Below are 20,321 nucleotides of genomic sequence, written 5' to 3' on the forward strand. Positions count from 1 at the left end.
TATGTCTTTACCGCCACTGTATGCGCTGCGCGCTTTTGAAGTTGCCGCACGGCTGAACTCCTTCAGCAAAGCGGCTGAAGTCCTGAATATCACGCCGGGTGCGGTCAGCAGGCATGTCCAGACGCTAGAAATGTGGTTCGACTGCGAGCTGTTTAAACGACAGGGGCCGAGAGTGGAGGTCAGCGACGCCGGGCGTATTCTGGCCGGTCAGCTTAGCGAAAGTTTCTCGAATATTGAGTGGGCCTGTCGCGCATTTAAAAGTGAAAACCACCTTCTGCGACTCAAAGCACCAAGCTCCCTGACGATGCGATGGCTTCTGAATGTGCTTAAATCCTTTCGCGAGAACCATGCGAAGCCGAAAATCGAAATTGCCAGCGTCTGGATGGACTTCGACACGGTTGACTTCAGCCGGGAACCTTACGATTGTGCGATCCTCCTCGGTAACGGCTATTTCGGCGAGTCAACAGAAAGCAGGCTGCTCTTCAGTGAATGGCTTATTCCGGTTTGTACCCCGTCTTTGCTGGAGTCTGCCCGGCATCAGCTTGCACAGTGCGAGCTTATCCACCCCTCACCGGACCGACGAGACTGGCGACGCTGGCTTAAAAGGACGGGCTTATTCCCCGGACTCGACATGAGTGGAGGGATCGTGTTCGACACCCTGGAGCAGGGAAGCCTTGCGGCCATGCACGGACATGGTGTTGCTATAGCCGATCTTCGACTCACGCTGGAAGCCCTGAAAAGCGGGCTGCTCGCATTGCCCTTCAGGGAAGCCATCGCAACCGGTGACGGCTACTATCTTGTCTGGCCCAAAAATTCGCTCAGAGGAGAGAGCATTGAACGGTTGCTGGCCTGGCTTAACCTTAATGCGCCTGTGGTGCCTTCTTTGGATATCGTCTGTCTTGATTTCAATGAAAAGCGGGTTTAATAAATAGCGGAATATGAATTGCGAGATATTCCGCATATTGAACGTGTTTATGCGTAGGGGATATTTGCCATCTTTTTATATCTATCCGGCAGGGCGCTGTTCAGGTTGAGTAATTTATCCAGTATATAAAGCGCAGGCGTTCCCTTTGCGCGTTCAGCTTCGATCAGCGCAGAGCGTAACAGATTGGCAGCCGATGTCATTTCACGGAAGTACTCCTCAGATTCAGCCGTCTGAACTTCGCCTGACGCGGCGTAATGCACCCTTGGCCAGTCCGCAAAGTCAAGCAGCGGAAGGAAACCATCTTCTTTGGGCAAATGCGCTGAGAGCAACTCTTCAGCGTTACCCGGATTGCTTTGGGCGAAAGACAGAAGATGCAGTCGATGCAAGAAAGGCGAAAGCGCTTCTGAACTTTCTTTTTCTGCTGAAAGTAATGTTATTAACTCATGCATATTTGCATCGCCGCTAAATTTACGCGGCGAGATAATATTTATTACAGGGAATAAAACATCGAGAGTCATAGGTGCTCCATACAAGCTTAGTAATATTTTTTTTCTATCCCAGGGATGAGGGGATGGTATTCAGGGCAATCACTTTTTAAAAACGATAAATAGTGGGAATCAATGTGAGTTTTACTCAACCTCGAATGTTGACACATCACGCTATACTTACGTTCTGTAACCAAACGAGTGGCTGAGGATGGTATGGCTGGCGAAAACCTGTCCAGAATGGGGGCAGCAAAAGTCCAATTGATTGCAGATCAACATGGCAACCAGGTAATAGAGAAATGCCCTGTTAGTGATGTTGAATACAGCTTTTATGAACATGCAGCAGATCCACTCTGTGGCGTTATTGAATCCCCTCGACTGTTGCACGCAGATACCCATCGACGCAGCCTGACGCTCGAATACGTTCCTCATAAGATCTCCCAGGAAGAGGTTACAGGGGACGACATACTGAAACGACTTTCCCGCCTTCACGATTATCCTGCCGAACCGGGATGGATTTATCAAAGCCATACCTGGTCTGAGTCAGCGCTTGAAAAATCCTTATCTCTTTTGGAATTACCCGTCCGCGCCGAGCAGCAGATGCGATGTTTTCAGCAGGCGGGCAGCGTTTTGTTTAGTCAGGAAGGTTTAATTTCTGGTGATACCAATGCGGGCAACTGGGGCAGAAGAGAAAACGGCGATGCGGTGCTCTTCGACTGGGAAAGGTTCGGCACAGGCAGCCCGGCCATTGACCTTGCTCCGCTGGTGAAGGGGATGGGCTCAAAACAAAGCATTTCAGAGCTTGCCGAGCGCTACTGTGTTTTTGCCACGCATTTGGCCACAGGCAGGTTAGCCAGAGAGATTGCTCTCGCTAAGGCATGGATAGTGACTGAAGTCGTATTACTTCTGCACGAAAGGAAAAAGAGTGATTTTCATCGCTACCTGAGCTGGTACAGAGAACATCTCCCCGGCTGGCTGGATGAGTACATCACACTGCTTTGAGCACGCTGTAACAGAGCATGCCAAAACGTTGCAGCGTTTTGTTTCACAAACGCCATAGCTCATCGGCTTTTCAGGATGGTATAACGTCCTGCGGCAATCGGGTTGCCGTCCGCTGATCCCATCCACAAAGGTGTATATGAAACAAATTACTTTCAGTGACCTGCAGCAGCAAAGCGAGCAGGCGGCTAATTCCCCTCGCTTACGCGCGCATCGCAATTTACATCCTGAGCTTAGCGACCCGGTGCAGCGCCTGGCCATTGCAATGGAGCCCGGCACCTATGTTCGTCCCCATCGCCATCCGCACACCTTTGAACTGCTGACGGCGCTGAGCGGTCGCTTTCTGGTGTTGAACTTTGATGACAGCGGTAGCGTGACCCGGCGCGTCGTATTAGGCGAAGAGTGCAAGGTGCTGGAGATGGATGCCGGTACCTGGCATGCCGTGCTGTCGCTGGATAAAGGCGGCGTCATTTTTGAGGTTAAGCACGGGGGGTATCAGCCCGTGCCCGAGCACGATACCGCCCCATGGTCACCTGCAGAAAACGAGCTCGGCACCGGGAAACTGATGAAATGGTACGCGCAGGCACAGGTGGGTGACGGTGGGTTTACCCTGTAATTATTCTCTTATGTGCCCGGCGCGCGGAAAGGCGAGCCGGGCAAAGAGATAAGCGCTCACCTGAGTCAACTCACCTTACTAAAAAGCCAGTCACGAGCAGTCGACAGCGTCACAAACGGGCCTGCCAGAGTGCTGTTGTGATGGGCGATAATATCGCTGGCGGATAAATAGTCATTATCCACTGTGGTATGCGCATCTGAAATCAATACCGTCCTGAAACCCAGCTCCGGTGCGGCCCGGCAGGTCGTATCGACACAAAACTCTGTTTTCATCCCGGCAATGACCAGCTGTTTGATGCCTCTCTGAATAAGTTCTCGCAGCAATTCGGTATCCCGAAAACAGCTGGGATAGCGCTTGGTGAAAACCACATCCTGCTCCTGGACGTCCAGCTCGGGTATGAGCTGTGTTAACGGCCCCTTCTCTGAGAGCGGTGAATCATCTGGTCCAATATGGCGGGCAAAAAAGACGGGCGCCTGAGCGTGTCGCGCGTTGTTGATTAACAGACGGATATTGGCCAGAACGGCATCGGCGGAACTGGGGGAAACCGGGCCCCGAAAGAGGCCCTGCTGCATGTCGATAATCAAGAGAGCATTGTCAGATGAAACCATTTTCTTTCTCCATTCAGAGGGTGGTGAACGGAGAGAGATTTCCCCGTCCATGTCGGCGGGGAGTGAGGTTCTGTTTGTCAGTCGTTTGCTACAGATACGCTCGCACCGCCGAAGGTTCCGGTGGTGGTGAGGGTGGTTGTTGGCTGAACTGACTGATACATGCAATGACCTTTGTTTATTTCGCTGTTAGCGTAACTATCGCGTACAGTTATAGCGTTGGTAAGAGATTCTCTTCAATACACCAACATCAGTAGGTGCAACATTAGCGTTGCGCATGGCTGATATTATTTAATACTGCCGAGCCCTTTCAGGAAATCCTCAACCTGTTCAGGCGTCGCCGTGTCTGACTGGTAAAGGATATCGAGCTTGACGTTCTTCAACCCGCAGAAGCCAAATACGCCTTCGATAATCTGCGTCTGAATCGCCGTCGAATAGCCGTGTTTATCAAATCCGGTCCGATCGCTACCGCCAGTGGCAATCAGGCGGACGGGAACATCCCGTAAGTTGCCCACAATCCGGCCGTCGTCGGCCACCTTATACGCCCAGTTCAGGGTTAACACGCGATCGAACCAGCCTTTCAACAGCGCGGGAACCGACCACCAGTACACCGGGAAGACGAATACCAGCATATCCGCGCGCTCGACGCGCTGCTGCTCGCGCAGAATATCGTCGGGAAGGGCGCTCGGATTGCCGTGATACAAATCAAGATCGGCGCGGGTCATCGACGGATTAAACCCTTCAGCATGCAGATCGGCGAACTCAACCTGCGTACCTTCCTCGCGTAATTTCCCGGCAATACGGGCTGCCAGCGTATGGGATAACGAATTGTCGATCGGGTGTGCCGTCACGATCAGCGCGTTTTTAATGGAATGTGTTGCAGACATAGCGACCTCCAGATGGGGGAGAAGTGACGCCTATATTACTATTGGTAACTTAGGTGTCAATCCGCCCCCGGCGATCATTTTGTGCTATTCGCGTAAGTCTCCAGCACCCCGGTCATGGCGCCGCTGAGCGTATCTTCCGCCACGTTCCGGGCGAGCACGCCGTTGCCCGCCGCGGTGCTGAGCGCCTCCGCCGCGCCAATAATAGCCGTCAGTACCGCTTCCCCCTGAACGCCTTTTAAGACGATAAAAGGGGAAAGCGCGGTGCGCAGGCAGTCGGCACATTCGGCCACGCATGCTTCCCGAAACGTCTGCAGCGCGCGAGAACCGGACAGCGCCGCGGCGATTGGCCCGGTTTCAGGCCCGGCGGCAATCGCACAGTCGATATAGGCCGCGCTGAAAAAGCGGATCGTCTTCTCCAGCGTTTTGCTGTCGACCGCCAGCGTCTCGCGGAATTTCGCCAGCTGCCGATCGCTATAATCCTTGTACAGCGCCATCAGCAACCCTTCACGATCGCCAAAGTGGTCGTAGGGGATAGGTTTGGTCACGTTGGCCCGCTCGGCCAGGTAGCCAAGCGTCAGCGCCTCCGTGCCTTGCTGACGCACGATCCCTCGCGCAACCTCCAGCAGCTGCACGCGGCGATCCTCTTTTCTTAAGCGCTTAACAACCATACTTTCCTCAGAAGTGTTATCTACTCATGGTAGTTTACAAGTTTTCAGCAACGTGCTGCACGCGTTGTTCCGCGGGGCGGATCCGAAACCAGATCGCATACATCGCGGGCAGGAAGACGAGCGTAATAATCGTCCCGCCCAGCGTTCCACCGATCAGCGTCCAGGCCAGCGTGCCCCAGAATACCGAATGCGTCAGGGGAATGAACGCCAGCACGGCCGCCATGGCGGTCAGTAAGACCGGGCGTGCGCGCTGGACAGTCGCTTCAACCACCGCCTGGAACGGCTCGAGGCCGTCCTTCTGGTTATGATCGATTTGACCGATCAGGATCAGCGTATTGCGCATCAGAATGCCGGAAAGGGCGATCAGACCGACCAGCGCGTTAATGCCAAACGGCTGATTAAATATCAGCAGGGTCGGCACGACGCCAATCAGCCCCAGCGGCGCGGTTAAGAACACCATCACCATCGCGGAGAGTGAGCGCACCTGCAAAATGATGATCAGCAGCGTCAGGGCTATCATGATCGGGAACAGCGGTAACATCGCCTGCGTCGCTTTGCCCGATTCCTCAATCGAACCCGCCATGTCAATACGGTATCCGGCCGGCAGCGCATCAACGATCGGCTGGAGCTGCTTCATGATGGCGACCGACACGTCCGGTGGCTGAAGATTGTCGGCAATATCGCCCCGCACGGTAATTGTCGGGGTGCGATCGCGACGGCGCAGGACCGGGTCTTCCATGCCGACCTCTATCTTGCCGATTTGAGACAGCGGCACGCGCTGTCCCGCATTGCCGACCAGGGTAAAGCCTTCGATTTTTGCCGGGTCAAGACGGATATCGCCCGCCGCGCGGGCAATGACGTCTACCGATCGAATATCTTCCCGCACGGAGGTGACTGGCACGCCTGAAAGCAGAAACTGAAGCTGATCGGCAACGGCGCTGGAGGTTAAGCCGGTCGCCTGCAGGCGGTTTTGATCGAGAGTGAAATGCAGGACGGGAACGCGTGACCCCCAGTCGGTGTTGACGGTTCGCATCATCGGGCTTGCCTGGAGCACGGCTTTCACCCGTTCGGCGATGTCCTGCACCTGTTTGACATCCGGCCCCGACACGCGCCAGGCAACCGGGAAGGGCGAGTAAGGGCCGAATACCAGCTGCGTCACCCGCACGCGGGCTTCGGGCGCAAGACCGCTGGCGACGGCCTCCCTGAGCCTGAACTTAAGCGCCTCGCGTGACGTCTCGCTGTCCGTCAGGATCACGATTTTCGCAAAAGAGGGATCGGGCAGTTCAGGCGCCATTGCCAGATAAAAACGGGGCGACCCCTGACCAATATAGGCCGTGACGATTTTGGCTTCCGGCTGCTGGCCCAGCCACGCTTCTATTTTTGCGGTGGCGGCGCTGGTTTGCGCAATCGAGGTGCCGTAGGGCATCTGTACTTCAACCAGCACTTCCGGGCGATCGGAGGTCGGGAAAAACTGTTTTTTTACCAGCCCCATGCCGAGCACGGCCAGAATGAAAATGGCAACCACGGAGCCGGCCACGCGCCACTTTCTGGCGATTACGCGGCCAAGCAGCTGGCGAAAACGGTTATAGCGGGGCGTGTTATAGATGGCGGCATGACCCCCTTCTACTTTGGGGATCGCCGGCAGGATCTTCACCCCAAGATAGGGCGTGAACACCACCGCGACAAACCACGATGCAATCAGGGCGAGGCCGACAATCCAGAACATATTGCTGGTGTATTCCCCGGCGGTCGACTGGGCAAACCCATTCGGCATAAAGCCAATCGCCGTCACCAGGGTTCCGGCCAGCATGGGCGCGGCGGTATGGCTCCAGGCGTAGGCTGAGGCTTTGATTCTGTCGTAACCTTCCTCCATCTTCACCACCATCATTTCGATGGCGATAATGGCATCATCAACCAGCAGGCCGAGGGCGAGTATCAGGGAGCCCAGCGTGACGCGGTCAAAGTTTATTCCCGCGGCCTCCATCACCACGAAGACGACCGCCAGCGTCAGCGGGACCGCCGCCGCAACGACTACCCCCACGCGCCAGCCCATGCTGACAAAACAAACCACCATGACCACAAGCAGTGCGACAAAGAATTTGATCATGAACTCATCGACCGACGAGCGAATATTGACGGACTGATCGGTGACTTTGGTCAGGGACATGCCAAGCGGCAGGCTATCATTAATTTTTGCCGTTTCCGCATCCAGCGCTTTACCCAGCGCCAGACCGTTCCAGCCTTCGCGCATTACGATACCCAGCAGAAGGGCGGGTTCATGCTGATTGCGTATCAGCATCGTCGGGGGATCTTCGTAGCCTCGCTCAACCGTTGCCACATCGGACAGCTTGAGGGTTTTGCCCTGAGCGACAAAAGGCGTATCGCGGATTTTCTGCAGTTCATCGAACGCGCCGTCAAGGCGGATAAAAATCTGCGCTCCTCGGGTCTCAATCGAACCCGCCGCGGTCAACGCGTTCTGGCTGTTGAGGGCCTTGAAAATATCCTGGGGTGAGAGCCCTATCGTCGCCAGACGGTCGTGGGAGAAGGCGACATAAATCCGCTCGGCCTGTTCGCCGATAATGTTCACTTTCTTCACGCCGGGAACGTGCAGAAGCTGCTGGCGCAGGCCTTCGGCATCGCGTACCAGCTGCCGCTGCGGTTCGCCTTTTGCTTTCAGGGCAAAGAGGGCAAAGGTGACATCCGAGAATTCGTCATTGATCATCGGGCCGATGACGCCCGCCGGGAGACGCTGCGATTCATCTCCAAGCTTTTTACGCGCCTGATAGAACTCCTCCTGCACTTCGGCTGGCGGGGTTTTGTCCTGCAACGACAGCGTGATAAATGCCATGCCGGGGCGGGTATAGGTTTCGGTACGGTCATACCACTTGAGTTCCTGCAGGCGCTTTTCCAGCGGCTCCGCGACCTGATCCTGGATCTCCTGCGCGGTCGCACCCGGCCAGACGGTTATCACCGTCATTTGCTTTACCGTGAAGGGCGGATCTTCCGCGCGGCCGAGCCCAAAGAAGGCGTAAATTCCGGCAATCGTCACCAGAACGATCAGAAACAGCGTGATGGAACGTTCGCGGACGGCCAGCGCGGACAGGTTGAAGCGGCTTCCGCTCATGGCGTGTTCTCCGCCAGGGCGTTATTGCGTTGTTTCGCGAGTCTGACGACCTCACCTTCGTGCAGAAGATGTGCGCCTAGCGCAACAATCTTCTCACCGGGCTTCACGCCGCCCGTGACCTGCACGGCATCTTCACTCACGCTCAGCACCTTGACGGGCGTCCATGCGACCTTTGCGGGCTGGGCGGAAATGCGCCAGACGCCGGGACCTTTTCCTGCATCATAGAGTGAGGCCAGCGGGACCTGCATGATCTGACCTTCCGCTTTATTGTCCTGAATGTTCAGCGTGACGGTCGCCCCCAGCGGCGCGTTCGCCAGCAGGCCATCCAGCACGTAGCGGGCTTCATACGTGCGGGTCGCGGCATCGGCCGAGTCAGACAGCAGGCGAAGCGTTGCGGTGACCGGGTGTTTTTCATTGCCATAAAGCGTGGCCTGCGCTTCGCTGCCGACGGCAGGGCGCAATGTTTCCGGAAGCTGCACGAGCGCTTCACGCTGTCCCGCTCTGGCGAGCCTGATCGTCACCTGTCCGGCACTGACGACCTGACCCGGCTCGGCGAGCGTCTCCATCACCACGCCGTCTGAATCCGCCAGCAGGACGGCATATCCCGTGGCGTTTTGCGCCACGTTGGCCTGCGCGCGGGCGGCGCTGAGATCCGCCCTGGCCGTATCGGCCGCCGCTTTAATCTGATCGTACTCTGAGGCAGAAACGGCGCCGGACGCCACAAGTCCGCGATAGCGCGCCTCATCGCTGGTGGCTTTTCTCGCCCGCGCCTGGGCCGCATCCACCGCGCGCTGCTGCGCCTGAGCCTGTAATTTCAGGTCAACCGGATCCAGGCGCAGCAAGGGCTGACCCTGTTTGACGGTCTGGCCCGTATCAACCAGTCGCTCAAGGATTTTGCCCTGAACTCTGAAACCTAAATCGCTTTGCGTTCTTGCGACCACCACGCCCGTGAAGGTGCGGGCGCTATTGTTCGCAAGCTCGACGGATGCGGATCGGACAAGCGGTGGCTTTGTACGCGGATCGTCACTTGCGGAAATATCGCCGCATGCCACCAGGGCAAACGGCAGGAGACAAACGGCAACGCGGGCTGAAGTGAGCCTGAGCATGGGAAACCTTTTCGACGTAACAGGACGGTTTCCGCATTCTCTGACTAGTGACCAAAAATGTCAATGGTCACAAATTAGGGGGCAAGGCTTCTTAAAATGAGTGAAGAGAGAAGCACCGCCGCGGTGGGAGCCATTTCGAGATTGTACTGCAGCTGAACGGGATTAATAAAAGGACACATCACCATGTGGATAGCCTGAGTGACCTCATCCAGCGGCGTTTTTCTTTCAAACTCTCCGGCCTGCCTGCCTTCGATAATGATGCTCTCAATCAGCTTCATCAGGCTTTCTGCATACCGCTCTGTCGACGGCCACTGCTCGCGCGCGGCGACGGCGGCGATGTCGTAAAGCTTACGATCGTGGAAAAACAGCTCGCTTCCGGCCTCGGTGAGCGCCTTGAAAAGACGGCGGAGTTTTTCGCTTGCTGACGGCGCATCCTCAATGGCGGAAAGCACCGCCGCCATGATCAGCTCCAGGCGGTTAGCGCAGATCACCTCGCCAATAGCCTGTTTAGAATCGAAAAACTTATAAATGTAGGATTTTGAAAAACCTATGGATTTAGCCAGCTCGGCGACGGTGGTTTTTTCATAGCCGTAGTGACCGAAGTGCTCAAAGGCCGCTTCGACGATTTGCTCTCTGACAGAATGGTCAAGTGGACCACGTATTGATGGGGCGTTCATAGTTTTAGTCATTATGTAAGCTTAGCGTGACGGGCCAGGGTTGGCAACGAGTGACCATATTGTACTTTGGTTACTGTTGTGCTGCCTTACGCCGTAAAGACGGGACAATCGGCCAGGTGGAGTAAGTGTATCACTGTTTTTACGTTAATGTTTTTTAAGCCAGTCGAGAAAAAACTGGCTAAACGCCGTGACCTGAAGCGGCTGCAGTTTGCGCTGGGGGTAAACAAGCTGCAGCCCGACATCTTTGCGATCGTATCGGCTAAACCCGGTGAAGCTGTCGGCAAACAGCACCGTGAGCCTTCCGGTTTCAACGTCGTCTTTGACGTCCCACCACGATTTCCCCGCGATGCCCGCTCCGCTGAGCGCCCACTGACGAAGCAATGCTCCGTCGTCGCACACCATGGCGGGCTCAACGCGAACAATGCTTTCCTCACCATTAGTTTCAAAGCGCCATTCATTCATCACCACGCCCTGCGATTCCAGCGCCAGGCACCGGTGCCGGGCTAAATCGGCAAACGTGGCGGGGACGCCGTGGTCGTTAAGATACGCCCCGGAGGCAACCAGCACCCGACGGTTCGGGCGGATGTTTCTGACAACAAGACTGCTGTCCGGCAGGTTGCCAAAACGCACGCTCATATCCAGCCGGTTAGCGACCAGATCCTCAACGTGTTCTCTTAACGAAATGAAAAATTTAACGTCAGGATGGCGCCGGGAAAAATCAATGACGGCGGGGCTAAGATACTGTCTGCCAAAATCCGAGGGCGCGGAAAGGCGAATATTGCCGCTGAGCACGCCCTCTTTTTGCGTCAGTAACGACTCGGCATGATGCATCTCTTCCAGCACGCGCAGCGCGGCATGGTAAAACTCTTCCCCGGCGCGGGTCAGGGTGAGGGATCGCGTTGAGCGGTGAAACAGGCGCGTCTGGTAACGCTCCTCAATCGCCTTCAGCCTGGCCGTCATGGTCGCGGGGGAAAGCGACAGGCGTCGTCCGGCGGCGGAAAGACTTCCGGCCTCGGCAACTTCCACCAGTAAAGCCATGTCTTCGAGTTTACCCATTATTCATATTTTCCGAAAAGTGCATCTGCTTTTAGCGTAATTATCAAAATCAGATGCGGACTGTAAAGTGATTTTATCCAAACCATAAGGGATAAAATCATGCAACGTACCTCACTTTTTGAACGCTACAGGCTGGGTTCGCTGGACCTGAAAAATCGTATCGTCATGGCGCCGATGACCCGCGCGCGCTCCCTTCAGCCGGGAAATATCCCCTCCGCGCTGATGGCAGAGTATTACCGGCAGCGTGCCAGCGCGGGATTAATCATCACGGAAGCCACGCAGATTTCGCCTCAGGGCCAGGGATACTCATGGACACCCGGCATCCATTCGCCTGAACAGGTTTCGGGATGGCAACTCACGACGGGCGCCGTGCATCAGGCGGGCGGAGTGATTTTTTCGCAACTCTGGCACGTCGGGCGAATGTCGCACGCCAGTTTTCACCAGGATGGTCAGCCCGTCGCCCCGTCAGCGCTGGCCCCGGATGCGCAGGTGTGGGTGGTGAATGAGCGTGGGGAAGGCCAGATGGTTGACTGCCCGCAGCCGAGAACACTCTCGCGCAAGGACATTCAGAACATCGTCGCGGACTATCGCCAGGCCGCTTTGAATGCCGTTCAGGCCGGGTTTGATGGTGTCGAGGTCCACGGCGGAAACGGGTATCTGATAGACCAGTTCCTGCGCCAAACCTCCAACAATCGCACGGATGAGTACGGCGGTACGCTGGTGAACCGCATCCGTTTTGCCCAGGAGGTGTTAAGCGCCATTGCCGAGGCCATTGGTCACGAGCGCACGGGCATCCGCCTTTCCCCATTTATTACCCAGCGCGGGATGAACGACCCGCAGGTCTCTGAAGCCATACTTGCGCTTGCGGCCTGGTGTGAACAAAAAGGTATTGCATTCATCCACCTGGCGGAAGCCGACTGGGATGATGCCCCTCAGGTACCCGAGCGTTTCCGTCAGTCCCTTCGCGAGACCTTTAGCGGAACTCTTATCGTCGCGGGTAACTATGACCTTGATAAAGCTGAAAAGATCCTTGCTGCCGGCTATGCCGATTTGATTGCCTTCGGCCGTCCGTTTATTGCCAACCCCGATTTGCCCCACCGGCTGGCAAACCAGCTGCCTCTTGCCCAGGTGCGCGACCCCGCCACGCTGTTTGGCGGTACCGGCACGGGATATACCGATTACCCAACGTACGCTCTACAGGAGGAAACATTATGACCCGTAAAACTTTAATTATCGGTGGCGGTTCCGGCATCGGTTTCGCCTTGGGCAGCCTGCTTGCCGGGCGCGGTGAGGAGATTATTCTTGCCGGACGCAACAGCGCAAAACTGGACGCCGCGCGACAGCGGCTGAGCGCCCACGCCGCGTCCGTTCACACCCTCGTGCTGGACATCAGCCGTGAGGAAGAGCTTGTTGCGCTCGGTGAAACGCTGGGCGAGGTCAATAATGTTGTCGTCACGGCGGGTTCACAGGCGCCGGGCGGGTTGCTTTCCGGACTGGATCTCCGTGCGGCAAGGCAGGCCTTTGATACAAAATTCTGGGGAAGCCTCAATGTCGCCCGCTATCTCAGCGGGAATATTGCCCCCCGCGGTACGTTGACGTTCACCAGCGGTTTCGTGGCGCGCCGCACCGTGGCGGGCGCCATCGTAAAAACAACGATGAATGCCGCCATTGAGGCTGCGACAAAAGTGCTGGCGAAAGAGCTTTCACCGCTGCGCGTCAACGTCGTCAGTCCGGGGCTGACCGACACGGAAGCGTATGCGGGGATGGACGCCGCCGCGCGGGAAAAAATGCTCGTCGGCGCGGCGGAAACCCTGCCAGCCAAGGCCTGGGGAAGGGCGGAGGACATCGCGCAGGGGTATCTTTTCGCCATTGATAATCCCTTTGTCACGGGGTCGATTATTGATATTGAGGGCGGGGCGTTAATTAACTGACCCTCATTTAAATTGGTCCGCAGGTCTTCGTCTGCGGGTGACGTAATACTCTATTGAGAAACAACATGAAATATACGACGTGTTTTCGTCCCGCTATCGCGGCGCTTATTTTTGCCGGTCTGTCGGGCAATGCTATTTCCTCGCAGGGGGAATGGCTGCAGCCGAAACAGCTTATTGTGGACAACAGTCTGTCACAGGCACAATTAAAGGCGAATGAAGCCGCTGCCAGAAAATATTCCACGTTCTGGAACACCGGTAATGAAACTCTGGCGCGTGATGCCCTGGCAGTAAACTTTATTGATAAAACGCCCCCGGAAGGACGTAAGCAAGGTCCCGAGGGCGCTATTCTAGCTTCCAGGGCGTTTCGGACAGCCGTGCCTGATTTGCGTTGTGACGTTGAGCAAATGATTATTTCAGGCGATCGCGTGGTTTCGCATCTACATTTTCACGGCACTTTCACCGGGACATTTGGCAAGCTGAAAGGACAGGGGCAGAAAATAGATTTTATCGCCACCGATATTTATGAAGTCGCTGACGGTAAGATTGCGGCAAACTGGCACATTGAGGACAACCTGACGCTGATGAAACAGCTCGGCGCGCTGTAAAGTCACCACTCCGGGGCGGCCCGGAGTGATGCGAAAATCCTATAAGCCAAGATCGCTCAGCGAAGGGTGATCGTCCGGGCGTCTGCCCAGCGGCCAGTGGAACAGCCGCTCGGATTCTTTTATCGGCATATCGTTTACGCAGGCAAAGCGGCGCTTCATCAGGCCGTCCGGCTCAAACTCCCAGTTTTCATTGCCGTAAGAGCGGAACCAGTTGCCGGAATCATCATGCCATTCATAGGCATAGCGCACCGCGATCCGGTTATCCGTAAATGCCCAGAGCTCTTTAATCAGACGATACTCCAGCTCTTTTTTCCATTTCCGCTCCAGAAACGCCTGGGCTTCTTCACGGTTGGTTGCGAACTCTGCGCGGTTACGCCATTGGGTGTCCAGCGTATAGGCAAGCGCGACTTTCGCCGGATCGCGGCTGTTCCAGCCATCTTCTGCCAGCCTGACTTTTTCGATGGCGCTTTCACGAGTGAACGGCGGTAAAGGAGGACGAGTGTTCATGGCGATTACCTCAGTGTGATTTATGTAGACAGGTCTGTCTACTTACGGTAATCTATGTCTGAAAAATAACGCTGTCAACACTCTTTTTGAGACTGTCGAAAAAATGAAAACCGAACCCGCAGGTAACGAGACAAAAATCAGCGTCAGAGATAAAATATTACTCACGGCGCACGATCTTTTTTATTCCACTGGCTTCAGGGCGACGGGGGTGGACACGCTGATTAAAGCATCGAAAGTGACTAAGGTGACGTTTTATCGCCATTTTCCGAGTAAGAGCTTGCTTATTCTCGCCTATTTACACTATCGACATGAAATATGGATTAACTGGTTTGAGGCCACGCTTCGTCGACATCTCGTTGAAGGCCAGACGCCTGCGGACGCTCTATCGGCTACCCTTTATGAATGGTTTATTTCGCCCGAGTTCCACGGCTGCGCGTTTATTAACGCCAGCGCGGAAGCCAAATCCGAAGAGATTGAAAGCGAAATAAAAGAGATTTGCCGCGATCATAAAATCGAAACAAAGAAGATTATTGCGTTGCTGACGAAGATTGCTGATGAGCGCGTCGTCAATGAAATCATGTTGCTCATTGACGGCGCAATTATTCATGCGCAAATGGGCATGGATACAGAAACGATAATAAATGCGTTAAAAAGGGTCTTAGCGGAACTGACCGGCCAGTGAGATTCCGGTGCTTAATCAACTCTTGCACCAGGTCGATTAAGCATCCGCGTTACACTGTTGGAATGGTGCCGCCATCAATCACAAATTCAGTACCTGTGATACTCGCAGCATGCGATGAAGCGAGGAAGACGATGAGGTTGGCAACCTCAATCGGTCGGGCAGGGCGTCCGAGCGGTATTCCACCTAACGCCTTCATAATGATCTGTTTGCCACCTTCATAGTCTGTTCCTGCCTGCTTTGCCAGTCTCTCCGCCAGTGCCACTGCCGCTTCAGTTTCGATCCAGCCGGGGGCAACGCGCACCACCCGAACACCTTTCGGCGAGACTTCCTTTGAAAGACTTTTACTGTAGGTTGAGAGGGCTGCCTTAGCCGCCGCATAACCCGTTGTTGAATCCGGTAAAGGCAGTTCGCGCTGGATAGACGTCACGTGAATAATCACCCCATTTCCCTGCTCAAGCATTCCGGGAAGCAGGGCGCGATCTAAGCGTACTGCAGGTAACAAATTAAGATTGAGCTCCTGCTGCCACTCGTCTTCGCCAAGTGCAGCAAAACCGCCACCGGGTGAGGTTGAACCGCCTGCAACATGGATAATTACGTCGACACCTCCCATCTGTTCCTGCACTGCGGATGCGACTGAGGCACATCCAGCGACCGTAGTAAGATCAGCGGCTACGAAAGTATCCGCGATATTTACGTCTGGATCGTGGCGCGCCGTGGTAAATACCGTTGCACCGAGTTGTTTTAAAAGTCCGACGACTGCTTTGCCGAGCCCTTTCGTGCCAGCGGTAACAAGCACGCGCTTGCCTTTAAAATCAATATCTAATGACATGGACTTTCGCTCCCATTATTTACAGTACAGGTATATTCAACCTAGACTGAGTAATTGACAAGTACGCACGAAAAAGTGAGTTACTAAATTATGAGTAAGTTATATAGTCCGGAATCTGCCGCAAGCGGCGTGGAGCAAGTATTACGGTTGCTGGAAGGGCGCTGGAAATTAATTATTCTTTTTCATCTTTTCGACGGAAAAGTGCAGCGCTATTCTGATTTCGAAAAACTGATCCCCGGTATTTCCCAAAAGATGCTGGCGCAGCAACTTCGACAACTCGAGTCCGACGGTATCGTTTCGCGGATGGTTTACCCTCAAGTGCCACCGAAAGTAGAGTATCGCCTCACCGATTGGGGGCAGGCATTATGTCCGGCGCTTGATGCCATGCTGAAATGGGCAGAAAAACGTGAGGCTTACGCAAGCCTGTAAGCCTGGCGGTCAGCACGCTTCAATGGAATAGCGTTATCCGTAACCCATTTGTGCAAAGGAAACGAAAAAATGAGAACACAGAAACGATGCCTTGGCTGCGTGGCTATTGTGGTTGATGACTACGATCGTGCCATTGAGTACTACACAGATAAGCTGGGGTTTACCCTCGTAGAGGATACGCCGCAACCGGGGAAACGCTGGGTAGTCGTCTCACCCAACCCGGAAAGCGACTGCAATATCCTGCTGGCTCGTGCCTCTAACGAGAGGCAGGAAGGTTTTATCGGTAATCAATGCGGCGGCAGAGTTTTCCTGTTCCTTCAGACGGATGATTTTTGGCGCGATTACCATGCCATGAAGGCAAAAGGCGTTCATTTCTGCGAAGAACCTCGTGAGGAAGAGTACGGTACGGTGGTGGTGTTTGAAGATATTTACGGCAACCGCTGGGATCTTTATCAGACTGCGCAACCGTGAATACCACCGCAAATGATGTGTCATTCGCCTTTTGTCCTGTACGCTTCCCAGCAGAGCGTACTCAAAATTATGGGGATGTCTCTTTAGGGCCAGGGCCCTCGTCCCGCTGTGCCAGCGACAGCGCGCTGGCGCTTGCGGGATCGAACAGCGAGATGCTCTCAATCTGATTGAGTAAAATCACCTTGCGGAATGACATGGCGCTGCGGGGTTCAGAGTCGAGCGTAATGTCATGCTCCGCATACCACCTGCTGTAATTATTCTCGATGCGCAGGTTCATCGTATTCGCATCCCGGTACCCGCTCAACATCGGGATCAGCACGATATTGGCCGTTTTTTCATACTCCAGCGTCGCGGTGTGGATCATACCCACGTATATCCGCCTCGAGCGGAGCGTGACCTGCGCCAGCTCGCCTTGTTCCATACACTGGTATAGCAGCTGTTCGATACCGCTCGACTGCGCCAGACGTTTGTAGAGCTTTTTCCGGCTTTCGCCGTCCAGCCTGGCGCTGCCTGCCCAGTTAGAGCGGTAGAGGCAAAACAGGATGGCGAACGCCAGCATCACGACAACCGGCGCCTGAATGCCCAAAAAACTCCAGTTCATAAAGTCGATTTGCCAGTCGGTGTATTTCGGTGAGGCAAAGTGAAAAGCGTTATTGGCGGCGGAAAGGGCGAGCAGCAGCAGCCAGAGCAGCCCCGTAGCAATCACCCCCTGCAAAACGAAAATACAGCCGTAAAGTGCAACGAGAAAATAGACGTCCCAGCCGAAGGAACGCTTGATTTTAAAGCGGGTCGACAGGTCGCGGCTGGTGTACCAGTACCCGCAGACCATCAGCACCATAAATATCGCCGTTCCCATATCAGGCCCTCTTCAGCATGTTGACGTGACGCAGAAAATCCTGCCGCACCTCATTGCTTTTGTAGTTAACGGAGGCGTTCCCGTCCTGGTCGATAATGATGCGGTCGCCATCTTCGACGGCTTCAATAATTTCCTGCTGGCTCATCACCTGCAGTAAGGATTCCGGGCTGGAGAAAAGGGAGAGAAAGAAACGTTTCATGTCAGGCATCCTTATGAATAAAAAGGATAAGCCTGGAAGATGACCGCTGAATTTGCCTTAAGGATAACCTGAAAGTGAAAGCCGGGTAGCGGCTACGCCTTACCCGGCCTACAAAAACGTCAAATGATTGAGTTATCAAGTTGTTGATATTTATAAGTAATAAAAAATAAATTTGCACAAACTTGGACAAATAACGTTAATTGTGTAAGTTTTAAGTATGCGATTACGCCACGTTGTTTACAGCCAGGATGTGACCCATGAGCACTTTGCCCTCTGTCGTGAGTCGGTTTGTTGAGTACTACGCCGCACTGGATAGCCAGCCGCCGTCCGCGCTGGTCGGGCTTTACCATTCAAATGCCACACTTGTCGATCCGTTCGGCGAGCATGACGGTATCTTTGCGCTTCAGCGCTATTTCACCCATTTGCTGGCCAACGTCGAGAACTGCCGTTTTTCTATCGATCCGCCGCTGTGCAGTGGGAACCGGTTTGTTGTCACCTGGGTGATGCACTGGTCGCATCCGCGCATTGCCGGAGGTGAGCCGCTCGATCTGCCGGGGTGCTCGGTGGTGGAGACGGAAAACGATCTCATCACGCACCAACGCGACTACTACGATGCGGGAGAGATGATCTACGAACATCTCCCTCTGCTGGGCTGGGCGGTACGCGGCGTGAAGCGGAGGGTTAAATCATGAAGACGGTGCTGATTACCGGCGCAAGCTCGGGCATTGGCGCCGGGCTGGCAAAATCCTTTGCCGCTGACGGCTACCATGTGATTGCCTGCGGGCGCGATCCGGCGCGTCTGGAAGCGCTGCATCAGACCTGCCCCAATCTTACCGTTCGTCTGTTCGATATGACGGACCGGGACGCCTGTCGCCAGGCGCTGACCGGCAGTTACGCCGATCTGATTATTCTCTGCGCCGGAACCTGCGAATATCTCGACCAGGGCGTGGTGGACGCAGCGCTGGTAGAGCGGGTCATGAACACCAATTTCCTCGGGCCGGTGAACTGCCTTGAGGCGCTACAGCCGCAGCTGGTTGCCGGTAACCGCGTGGTGCTGGTGAGTTCGATGGCCCACTGGCTTCCCTTCCCGCGTGCTGAGGCCTATGGCGCGTCTAAAGCCGCGCTGAGCTGGTTTGCCGAAAGCCTGCGCCTGGACTGGGAGCCAAAAGGCATTGCCGTGACGGTTGTTTCCCCGGGCTTTGTCGATACGCCCCTGACGCAAAAAAACGATTTCGCCATGCCGGGCAGGGTGACCGTCGACGAGGCGGTGAAGGCGATCCGTATCGGGCTGGCGGCTGGGAAAATGCACATCGCGTTTCCGTCCGGGTTTGGCTTCATTTTGCGGCTGCTCTCCGGGCTGCCTGCGTTTCTACAGCGCACGCTGCTGCGCAGGATGGTGCGTTCATGAACATTGCAATTATCGGCAGCGGCATTGCCGGACTGACCTGCGCCTGGCGCCTGGCCGGGCATCATCAGGTGACCCTGTTTGAAGCGGGATCCACACCGGGCGGCCATACCGCAACGGTTGACGTGACGACGCCCCAGGGCACATACGCGATCGATACCGGTTTTATCGTCTACAACGACCGCACCTATCCGCGCTTTATGGGCCTGCTCAGCGAGCTGGGCATCAGCGGGCATAAAACGCAGATGAGCTTTTCGGTACACAACCCCGAAACGGGGCTGGAGTACAACGGTCACACCCTGACGTCGCTGTTTGCCCAGCGTCGCAACCTGGTGAATCCGGCGTTCTGGCGTCTGCTTGGCGAGATCGTCCGCTTCAATCGTCTGGCAAAACAGGCGCTGGATGGGGTGGTGGACCCGAACGCCACGCTGCAGACGTTTCTGGACCAGCACGGCTTTACGCCGTTTTTTGCGCGCCACTATATTTTGCCGATGGGAGCCGCCATCTGGTCATCCTCGCTGCAGGAGATGAAGCGCTTCCCGCTGCCGCTTTTCTTACGTTTCTTCCAGAATCACGGGCTGCTGGATATCACCCATCGCCCGCAGTGGTACGTTGTGCCGGGCGGCTCGCGAGAGTATATCCGTGCGATGCTGGACAAATTAGGCGATCGGCTGACGCTGCATCTCAATTCACCGGTGCAGCGGGTGAGCCGCCACGAGGACGGGGTTACGCTTCAGCTTGAAAACGGCAGCCATACTTTCGATCGGGTGATTTTTGCCTGCCACTCCGCCAGTGCTCTGGCGATGCTTGACGATCCCACCTCCGCAGAGCGCGAGGTGCTGGGCGATATTGGCTGGCAGCGCAACGAGGTGGTGTTGCACAGCGACCCGCGCTGGCTGCCGGTGCGGCCGCGGGCGTGGGCGAGCTGGAACTACCGCCTGAGCGCGCAGGAGCAGGCCAGCGCCTGTGTTACCTACAACATGAACATTCTGCAGGGGCTGCCTGCGGGCAGTCCGCTGTTCTGCGTCACCCTGAACCCTGACGCACCGGTAGATGAACGCTTCGTTCTGCAACGCTTCGTTTATGAACATCCGCTGTTTAACCCGCAAAGCTGGCGGGCGCAGGCGCGGCGCGGCGAGATCAACGGTCATAACCGGAGCTGGTACTGCGGGGCCTACTGGTACAACGGTTTTCATGAGGATGGCGTGCGCAGCGCGCTGGACGTGGTCAATGCGATAGCGGCCGGAGAGGGGAACTAA

The 20,321-nt window shown here is 55.5% G+C and carries 24 protein-coding genes; 12 read left to right on the plus strand and 12 right to left on the minus strand.

Going from position 1 to position 20,321, the window contains the following annotated elements:
* Window position 1 precedes the first annotated feature (1 nt).
* On the plus strand, window positions 2-925 hold the full coding sequence (locus PUP35_RS10000; protein WP_127730698.1) for a LysR substrate-binding domain-containing protein: 924 nt from the start codon (window positions 2-4) through the stop codon (window positions 923-925).
* 47 nt (window positions 926-972) lie between these two features.
* Here the strand turns inward: PUP35_RS10000 and PUP35_RS10005 are convergent, their stop codons facing one another.
* Window positions 973-1,443: a hypothetical protein gene (locus PUP35_RS10005; RefSeq protein ID WP_274243061.1), complete on the minus strand. Its 471-nt coding sequence runs from the start codon at window positions 1,441-1,443 to the stop codon at window positions 973-975.
* Window positions 1,444-1,626: 183 nt separating this feature from the next.
* Here PUP35_RS10005 and PUP35_RS10010 point away from each other — a divergent pair, with 183 nt between their 5' ends.
* Window positions 1,627-2,412 (plus strand): phosphotransferase family protein, encoded by a 786-nt coding sequence (locus PUP35_RS10010; protein WP_274243062.1) that lies wholly within the window; start codon window positions 1,627-1,629, stop codon window positions 2,410-2,412.
* Window positions 2,413-2,548: 136 nt separating this feature from the next.
* Window positions 2,549-3,025, plus strand: a complete 477-nt coding sequence (locus PUP35_RS10015; protein ID WP_274243063.1) for a WbuC family cupin fold metalloprotein — start codon at window positions 2,549-2,551, stop codon at window positions 3,023-3,025.
* 65 nt (window positions 3,026-3,090) lie between these two features.
* Here PUP35_RS10015 and PUP35_RS10020 read toward each other — a convergent pair whose 3' ends face one another.
* From PUP35_RS10020 to PUP35_RS10050, 7 genes are all read right to left on the minus strand, one after another.
* Window positions 3,091-3,633: a cysteine hydrolase family protein gene (locus PUP35_RS10020; RefSeq protein ID WP_274243064.1), complete on the minus strand. Its 543-nt coding sequence runs from the start codon at window positions 3,631-3,633 to the stop codon at window positions 3,091-3,093.
* A 284-nt stretch (window positions 3,634-3,917) separates the two neighbouring features.
* Window positions 3,918-4,517, minus strand: a complete 600-nt coding sequence (locus tag PUP35_RS10025; protein ID WP_274243065.1) for an NAD(P)H-dependent oxidoreductase — start codon at window positions 4,515-4,517, stop codon at window positions 3,918-3,920.
* Between the two features lie 74 nt (window positions 4,518-4,591).
* The gene (locus tag PUP35_RS10030) at window positions 4,592-5,185 is read right to left on the minus strand and encodes a TetR/AcrR family transcriptional regulator (RefSeq protein WP_111964699.1); all 594 of its coding nucleotides are present in this window, start codon (window positions 5,183-5,185) and stop codon (window positions 4,592-4,594) included.
* Window positions 5,186-5,219: 34 nt separating this feature from the next.
* Entirely contained in the window at window positions 5,220-8,309 is a 3,090-nt protein-coding gene (locus PUP35_RS10035; protein WP_274243066.1) for an efflux RND transporter permease subunit, read from the minus strand.
* Complete coding sequence (locus PUP35_RS10040; RefSeq protein ID WP_274243067.1) at window positions 8,306-9,415, minus strand: efflux RND transporter periplasmic adaptor subunit; 1,110 nt, start codon at window positions 9,413-9,415, stop codon at window positions 8,306-8,308. The genes PUP35_RS10035 and PUP35_RS10040 overlap by 4 nt, the downstream gene beginning before the upstream one ends.
* Before the next feature lie 74 nt (window positions 9,416-9,489).
* The gene (locus tag PUP35_RS10045; protein ID WP_115874978.1) at window positions 9,490-10,104 is read right to left on the minus strand and encodes a TetR/AcrR family transcriptional regulator; all 615 of its coding nucleotides are present in this window, start codon (window positions 10,102-10,104) and stop codon (window positions 9,490-9,492) included.
* Window positions 10,105-10,236: 132 nt separating this feature from the next.
* Window positions 10,237-11,148 (minus strand): LysR family transcriptional regulator, encoded by a 912-nt coding sequence (locus tag PUP35_RS10050; RefSeq protein WP_115874979.1) that lies wholly within the window; start codon window positions 11,146-11,148, stop codon window positions 10,237-10,239.
* Window positions 11,149-11,247: 99 nt separating this feature from the next.
* Here PUP35_RS10050 and PUP35_RS10055 point away from each other — a divergent pair, with 99 nt between their 5' ends.
* The 3 genes from PUP35_RS10055 (at window position 11,248) to PUP35_RS10065 (ending at window position 13,684) form a co-directional block, all read left to right on the plus strand.
* Window positions 11,248-12,363, plus strand: coding sequence for an alkene reductase (locus tag PUP35_RS10055; RefSeq protein ID WP_274243068.1), 1,116 nt, complete (start codon window positions 11,248-11,250; stop codon window positions 12,361-12,363).
* Entirely contained in the window at window positions 12,360-13,079 is a 720-nt protein-coding gene (locus tag PUP35_RS10060) for an SDR family oxidoreductase (RefSeq protein ID WP_274243069.1), read from the plus strand. Before PUP35_RS10055 ends, PUP35_RS10060 begins: the two co-directional genes overlap by 4 nt.
* Before the next feature lie 65 nt (window positions 13,080-13,144).
* Window positions 13,145-13,684: an ester cyclase gene (locus tag PUP35_RS10065; RefSeq protein WP_274243070.1), complete on the plus strand. Its 540-nt coding sequence runs from the start codon at window positions 13,145-13,147 to the stop codon at window positions 13,682-13,684.
* Between the two features lie 39 nt (window positions 13,685-13,723).
* On the opposite strand, the gene PUP35_RS10070 is transcribed toward PUP35_RS10065, so the two are convergent.
* Window positions 13,724-14,191 (minus strand): nuclear transport factor 2 family protein, encoded by a 468-nt coding sequence (locus PUP35_RS10070; RefSeq protein WP_111964691.1) that lies wholly within the window; start codon window positions 14,189-14,191, stop codon window positions 13,724-13,726.
* Window positions 14,192-14,294: 103 nt separating this feature from the next.
* Here PUP35_RS10070 and PUP35_RS10075 point away from each other — a divergent pair, with 103 nt between their 5' ends.
* Window positions 14,295-14,873: a TetR/AcrR family transcriptional regulator gene (locus PUP35_RS10075; protein ID WP_136194816.1), complete on the plus strand. Its 579-nt coding sequence runs from the start codon at window positions 14,295-14,297 to the stop codon at window positions 14,871-14,873.
* 49 nt (window positions 14,874-14,922) lie between these two features.
* Here PUP35_RS10075 and PUP35_RS10080 read toward each other — a convergent pair whose 3' ends face one another.
* Window positions 14,923-15,702: an SDR family oxidoreductase gene (locus PUP35_RS10080; protein ID WP_049121983.1), complete on the minus strand. Its 780-nt coding sequence runs from the start codon at window positions 15,700-15,702 to the stop codon at window positions 14,923-14,925.
* A 90-nt stretch (window positions 15,703-15,792) separates the two neighbouring features.
* Here PUP35_RS10080 and PUP35_RS10085 point away from each other — a divergent pair, with 90 nt between their 5' ends.
* Both PUP35_RS10085 and PUP35_RS10090 read left to right on the plus strand, forming a co-directional pair.
* On the plus strand, window positions 15,793-16,131 hold the full coding sequence (locus PUP35_RS10085; protein ID WP_115874985.1) for a winged helix-turn-helix transcriptional regulator: 339 nt from the start codon (window positions 15,793-15,795) through the stop codon (window positions 16,129-16,131).
* Between the two features lie 69 nt (window positions 16,132-16,200).
* Window positions 16,201-16,602: a VOC family protein gene (locus tag PUP35_RS10090; protein ID WP_223582177.1), complete on the plus strand. Its 402-nt coding sequence runs from the start codon at window positions 16,201-16,203 to the stop codon at window positions 16,600-16,602.
* Window positions 16,603-16,669: 67 nt separating this feature from the next.
* On the opposite strand, the gene PUP35_RS10095 is transcribed toward PUP35_RS10090, so the two are convergent.
* Together PUP35_RS10095 and PUP35_RS10100 are read right to left on the minus strand one after the other, a co-directional pair.
* Window positions 16,670-17,458: a hypothetical protein gene (locus tag PUP35_RS10095; RefSeq protein WP_274243071.1), complete on the minus strand. Its 789-nt coding sequence runs from the start codon at window positions 17,456-17,458 to the stop codon at window positions 16,670-16,672.
* 1 nt (window position 17,459) lies between these two features.
* A complete protein-coding gene (locus PUP35_RS10100; protein WP_023311615.1) occupies window positions 17,460-17,657 on the minus strand; it encodes a hypothetical protein in 198 nt (65 codons plus the stop codon).
* Between the two features lie 257 nt (window positions 17,658-17,914).
* Here PUP35_RS10100 and PUP35_RS10105 point away from each other — a divergent pair, with 257 nt between their 5' ends.
* The 3 genes from PUP35_RS10105 to PUP35_RS10115 are packed head-to-tail and all read left to right on the plus strand — an operon-like array spanning window position 17,915 to window position 20,321.
* Window positions 17,915-18,349, plus strand: coding sequence for a nuclear transport factor 2 family protein (locus PUP35_RS10105; protein WP_008502330.1), 435 nt, complete (start codon window positions 17,915-17,917; stop codon window positions 18,347-18,349).
* Window positions 18,346-19,065: an SDR family NAD(P)-dependent oxidoreductase gene (locus tag PUP35_RS10110; RefSeq protein ID WP_127730732.1), complete on the plus strand. Its 720-nt coding sequence runs from the start codon at window positions 18,346-18,348 to the stop codon at window positions 19,063-19,065. The genes PUP35_RS10105 and PUP35_RS10110 overlap by 4 nt, the downstream gene beginning before the upstream one ends.
* Window positions 19,062-20,321 (plus strand): NAD(P)/FAD-dependent oxidoreductase, encoded by a 1,260-nt coding sequence (locus PUP35_RS10115; RefSeq protein ID WP_115874990.1) that lies wholly within the window; start codon window positions 19,062-19,064, stop codon window positions 20,319-20,321. The genes PUP35_RS10110 and PUP35_RS10115 overlap by 4 nt, the downstream gene beginning before the upstream one ends.

Source organism: Enterobacter sp. S-33 (assembly GCF_028735835.1).
Taxonomy (GTDB): domain Bacteria; phylum Pseudomonadota; class Gammaproteobacteria; order Enterobacterales; family Enterobacteriaceae; genus Enterobacter; species Enterobacter vonholyi.

Bases quoted from the DNA above. Each gene is read 5' to 3' on its own strand.
- PUP35_RS10000 (WP_127730698.1), top strand. From the start codon at position 2: ATGTCTTTACCGCCACTGTATGCGCTGCGCGCTTTTGAAGTTGCCGCA.
- PUP35_RS10005 (WP_274243061.1), bottom strand. From the start codon at position 1,443: ATGACTCTCGATGTTTTATTCCCTGTAATAAATATTATCTCGCCGCGT.
- PUP35_RS10010 (WP_274243062.1), top strand. From the start codon at position 1,627: ATGGCTGGCGAAAACCTGTCCAGAATGGGGGCAGCAAAAGTCCAATTG.
- PUP35_RS10015 (WP_274243063.1), top strand. From the start codon at position 2,549: ATGAAACAAATTACTTTCAGTGACCTGCAGCAGCAAAGCGAGCAGGCG.
- PUP35_RS10020 (WP_274243064.1), bottom strand. From the start codon at position 3,633: ATGGTTTCATCTGACAATGCTCTCTTGATTATCGACATGCAGCAGGGC.
- PUP35_RS10025 (WP_274243065.1), bottom strand. From the start codon at position 4,517: ATGTCTGCAACACATTCCATTAAAAACGCGCTGATCGTGACGGCACAC.
- PUP35_RS10030 (WP_111964699.1), bottom strand. From the start codon at position 5,185: ATGGTTGTTAAGCGCTTAAGAAAAGAGGATCGCCGCGTGCAGCTGCTG.
- PUP35_RS10035 (WP_274243066.1), bottom strand. From the start codon at position 8,309: ATGAGCGGAAGCCGCTTCAACCTGTCCGCGCTGGCCGTCCGCGAACGT.
- PUP35_RS10040 (WP_274243067.1), bottom strand. From the start codon at position 9,415: ATGCTCAGGCTCACTTCAGCCCGCGTTGCCGTTTGTCTCCTGCCGTTT.
- PUP35_RS10045 (WP_115874978.1), bottom strand. From the start codon at position 10,104: ATGACTAAAACTATGAACGCCCCATCAATACGTGGTCCACTTGACCAT.
- PUP35_RS10050 (WP_115874979.1), bottom strand. From the start codon at position 11,148: ATGGGTAAACTCGAAGACATGGCTTTACTGGTGGAAGTTGCCGAGGCC.
- PUP35_RS10055 (WP_274243068.1), top strand. From the start codon at position 11,248: ATGCAACGTACCTCACTTTTTGAACGCTACAGGCTGGGTTCGCTGGAC.
- PUP35_RS10060 (WP_274243069.1), top strand. From the start codon at position 12,360: ATGACCCGTAAAACTTTAATTATCGGTGGCGGTTCCGGCATCGGTTTC.
- PUP35_RS10065 (WP_274243070.1), top strand. From the start codon at position 13,145: ATGAAATATACGACGTGTTTTCGTCCCGCTATCGCGGCGCTTATTTTT.
- PUP35_RS10070 (WP_111964691.1), bottom strand. From the start codon at position 14,191: ATGAACACTCGTCCTCCTTTACCGCCGTTCACTCGTGAAAGCGCCATC.
- PUP35_RS10075 (WP_136194816.1), top strand. From the start codon at position 14,295: ATGAAAACCGAACCCGCAGGTAACGAGACAAAAATCAGCGTCAGAGAT.
- PUP35_RS10080 (WP_049121983.1), bottom strand. From the start codon at position 15,702: ATGTCATTAGATATTGATTTTAAAGGCAAGCGCGTGCTTGTTACCGCT.
- PUP35_RS10085 (WP_115874985.1), top strand. From the start codon at position 15,793: ATGAGTAAGTTATATAGTCCGGAATCTGCCGCAAGCGGCGTGGAGCAA.
- PUP35_RS10090 (WP_223582177.1), top strand. From the start codon at position 16,201: ATGAGAACACAGAAACGATGCCTTGGCTGCGTGGCTATTGTGGTTGAT.
- PUP35_RS10095 (WP_274243071.1), bottom strand. From the start codon at position 17,458: ATGGGAACGGCGATATTTATGGTGCTGATGGTCTGCGGGTACTGGTAC.
- PUP35_RS10100 (WP_023311615.1), bottom strand. From the start codon at position 17,657: ATGAAACGTTTCTTTCTCTCCCTTTTCTCCAGCCCGGAATCCTTACTG.
- PUP35_RS10105 (WP_008502330.1), top strand. From the start codon at position 17,915: ATGAGCACTTTGCCCTCTGTCGTGAGTCGGTTTGTTGAGTACTACGCC.
- PUP35_RS10110 (WP_127730732.1), top strand. From the start codon at position 18,346: ATGAAGACGGTGCTGATTACCGGCGCAAGCTCGGGCATTGGCGCCGGG.
- PUP35_RS10115 (WP_115874990.1), top strand. From the start codon at position 19,062: ATGAACATTGCAATTATCGGCAGCGGCATTGCCGGACTGACCTGCGCC.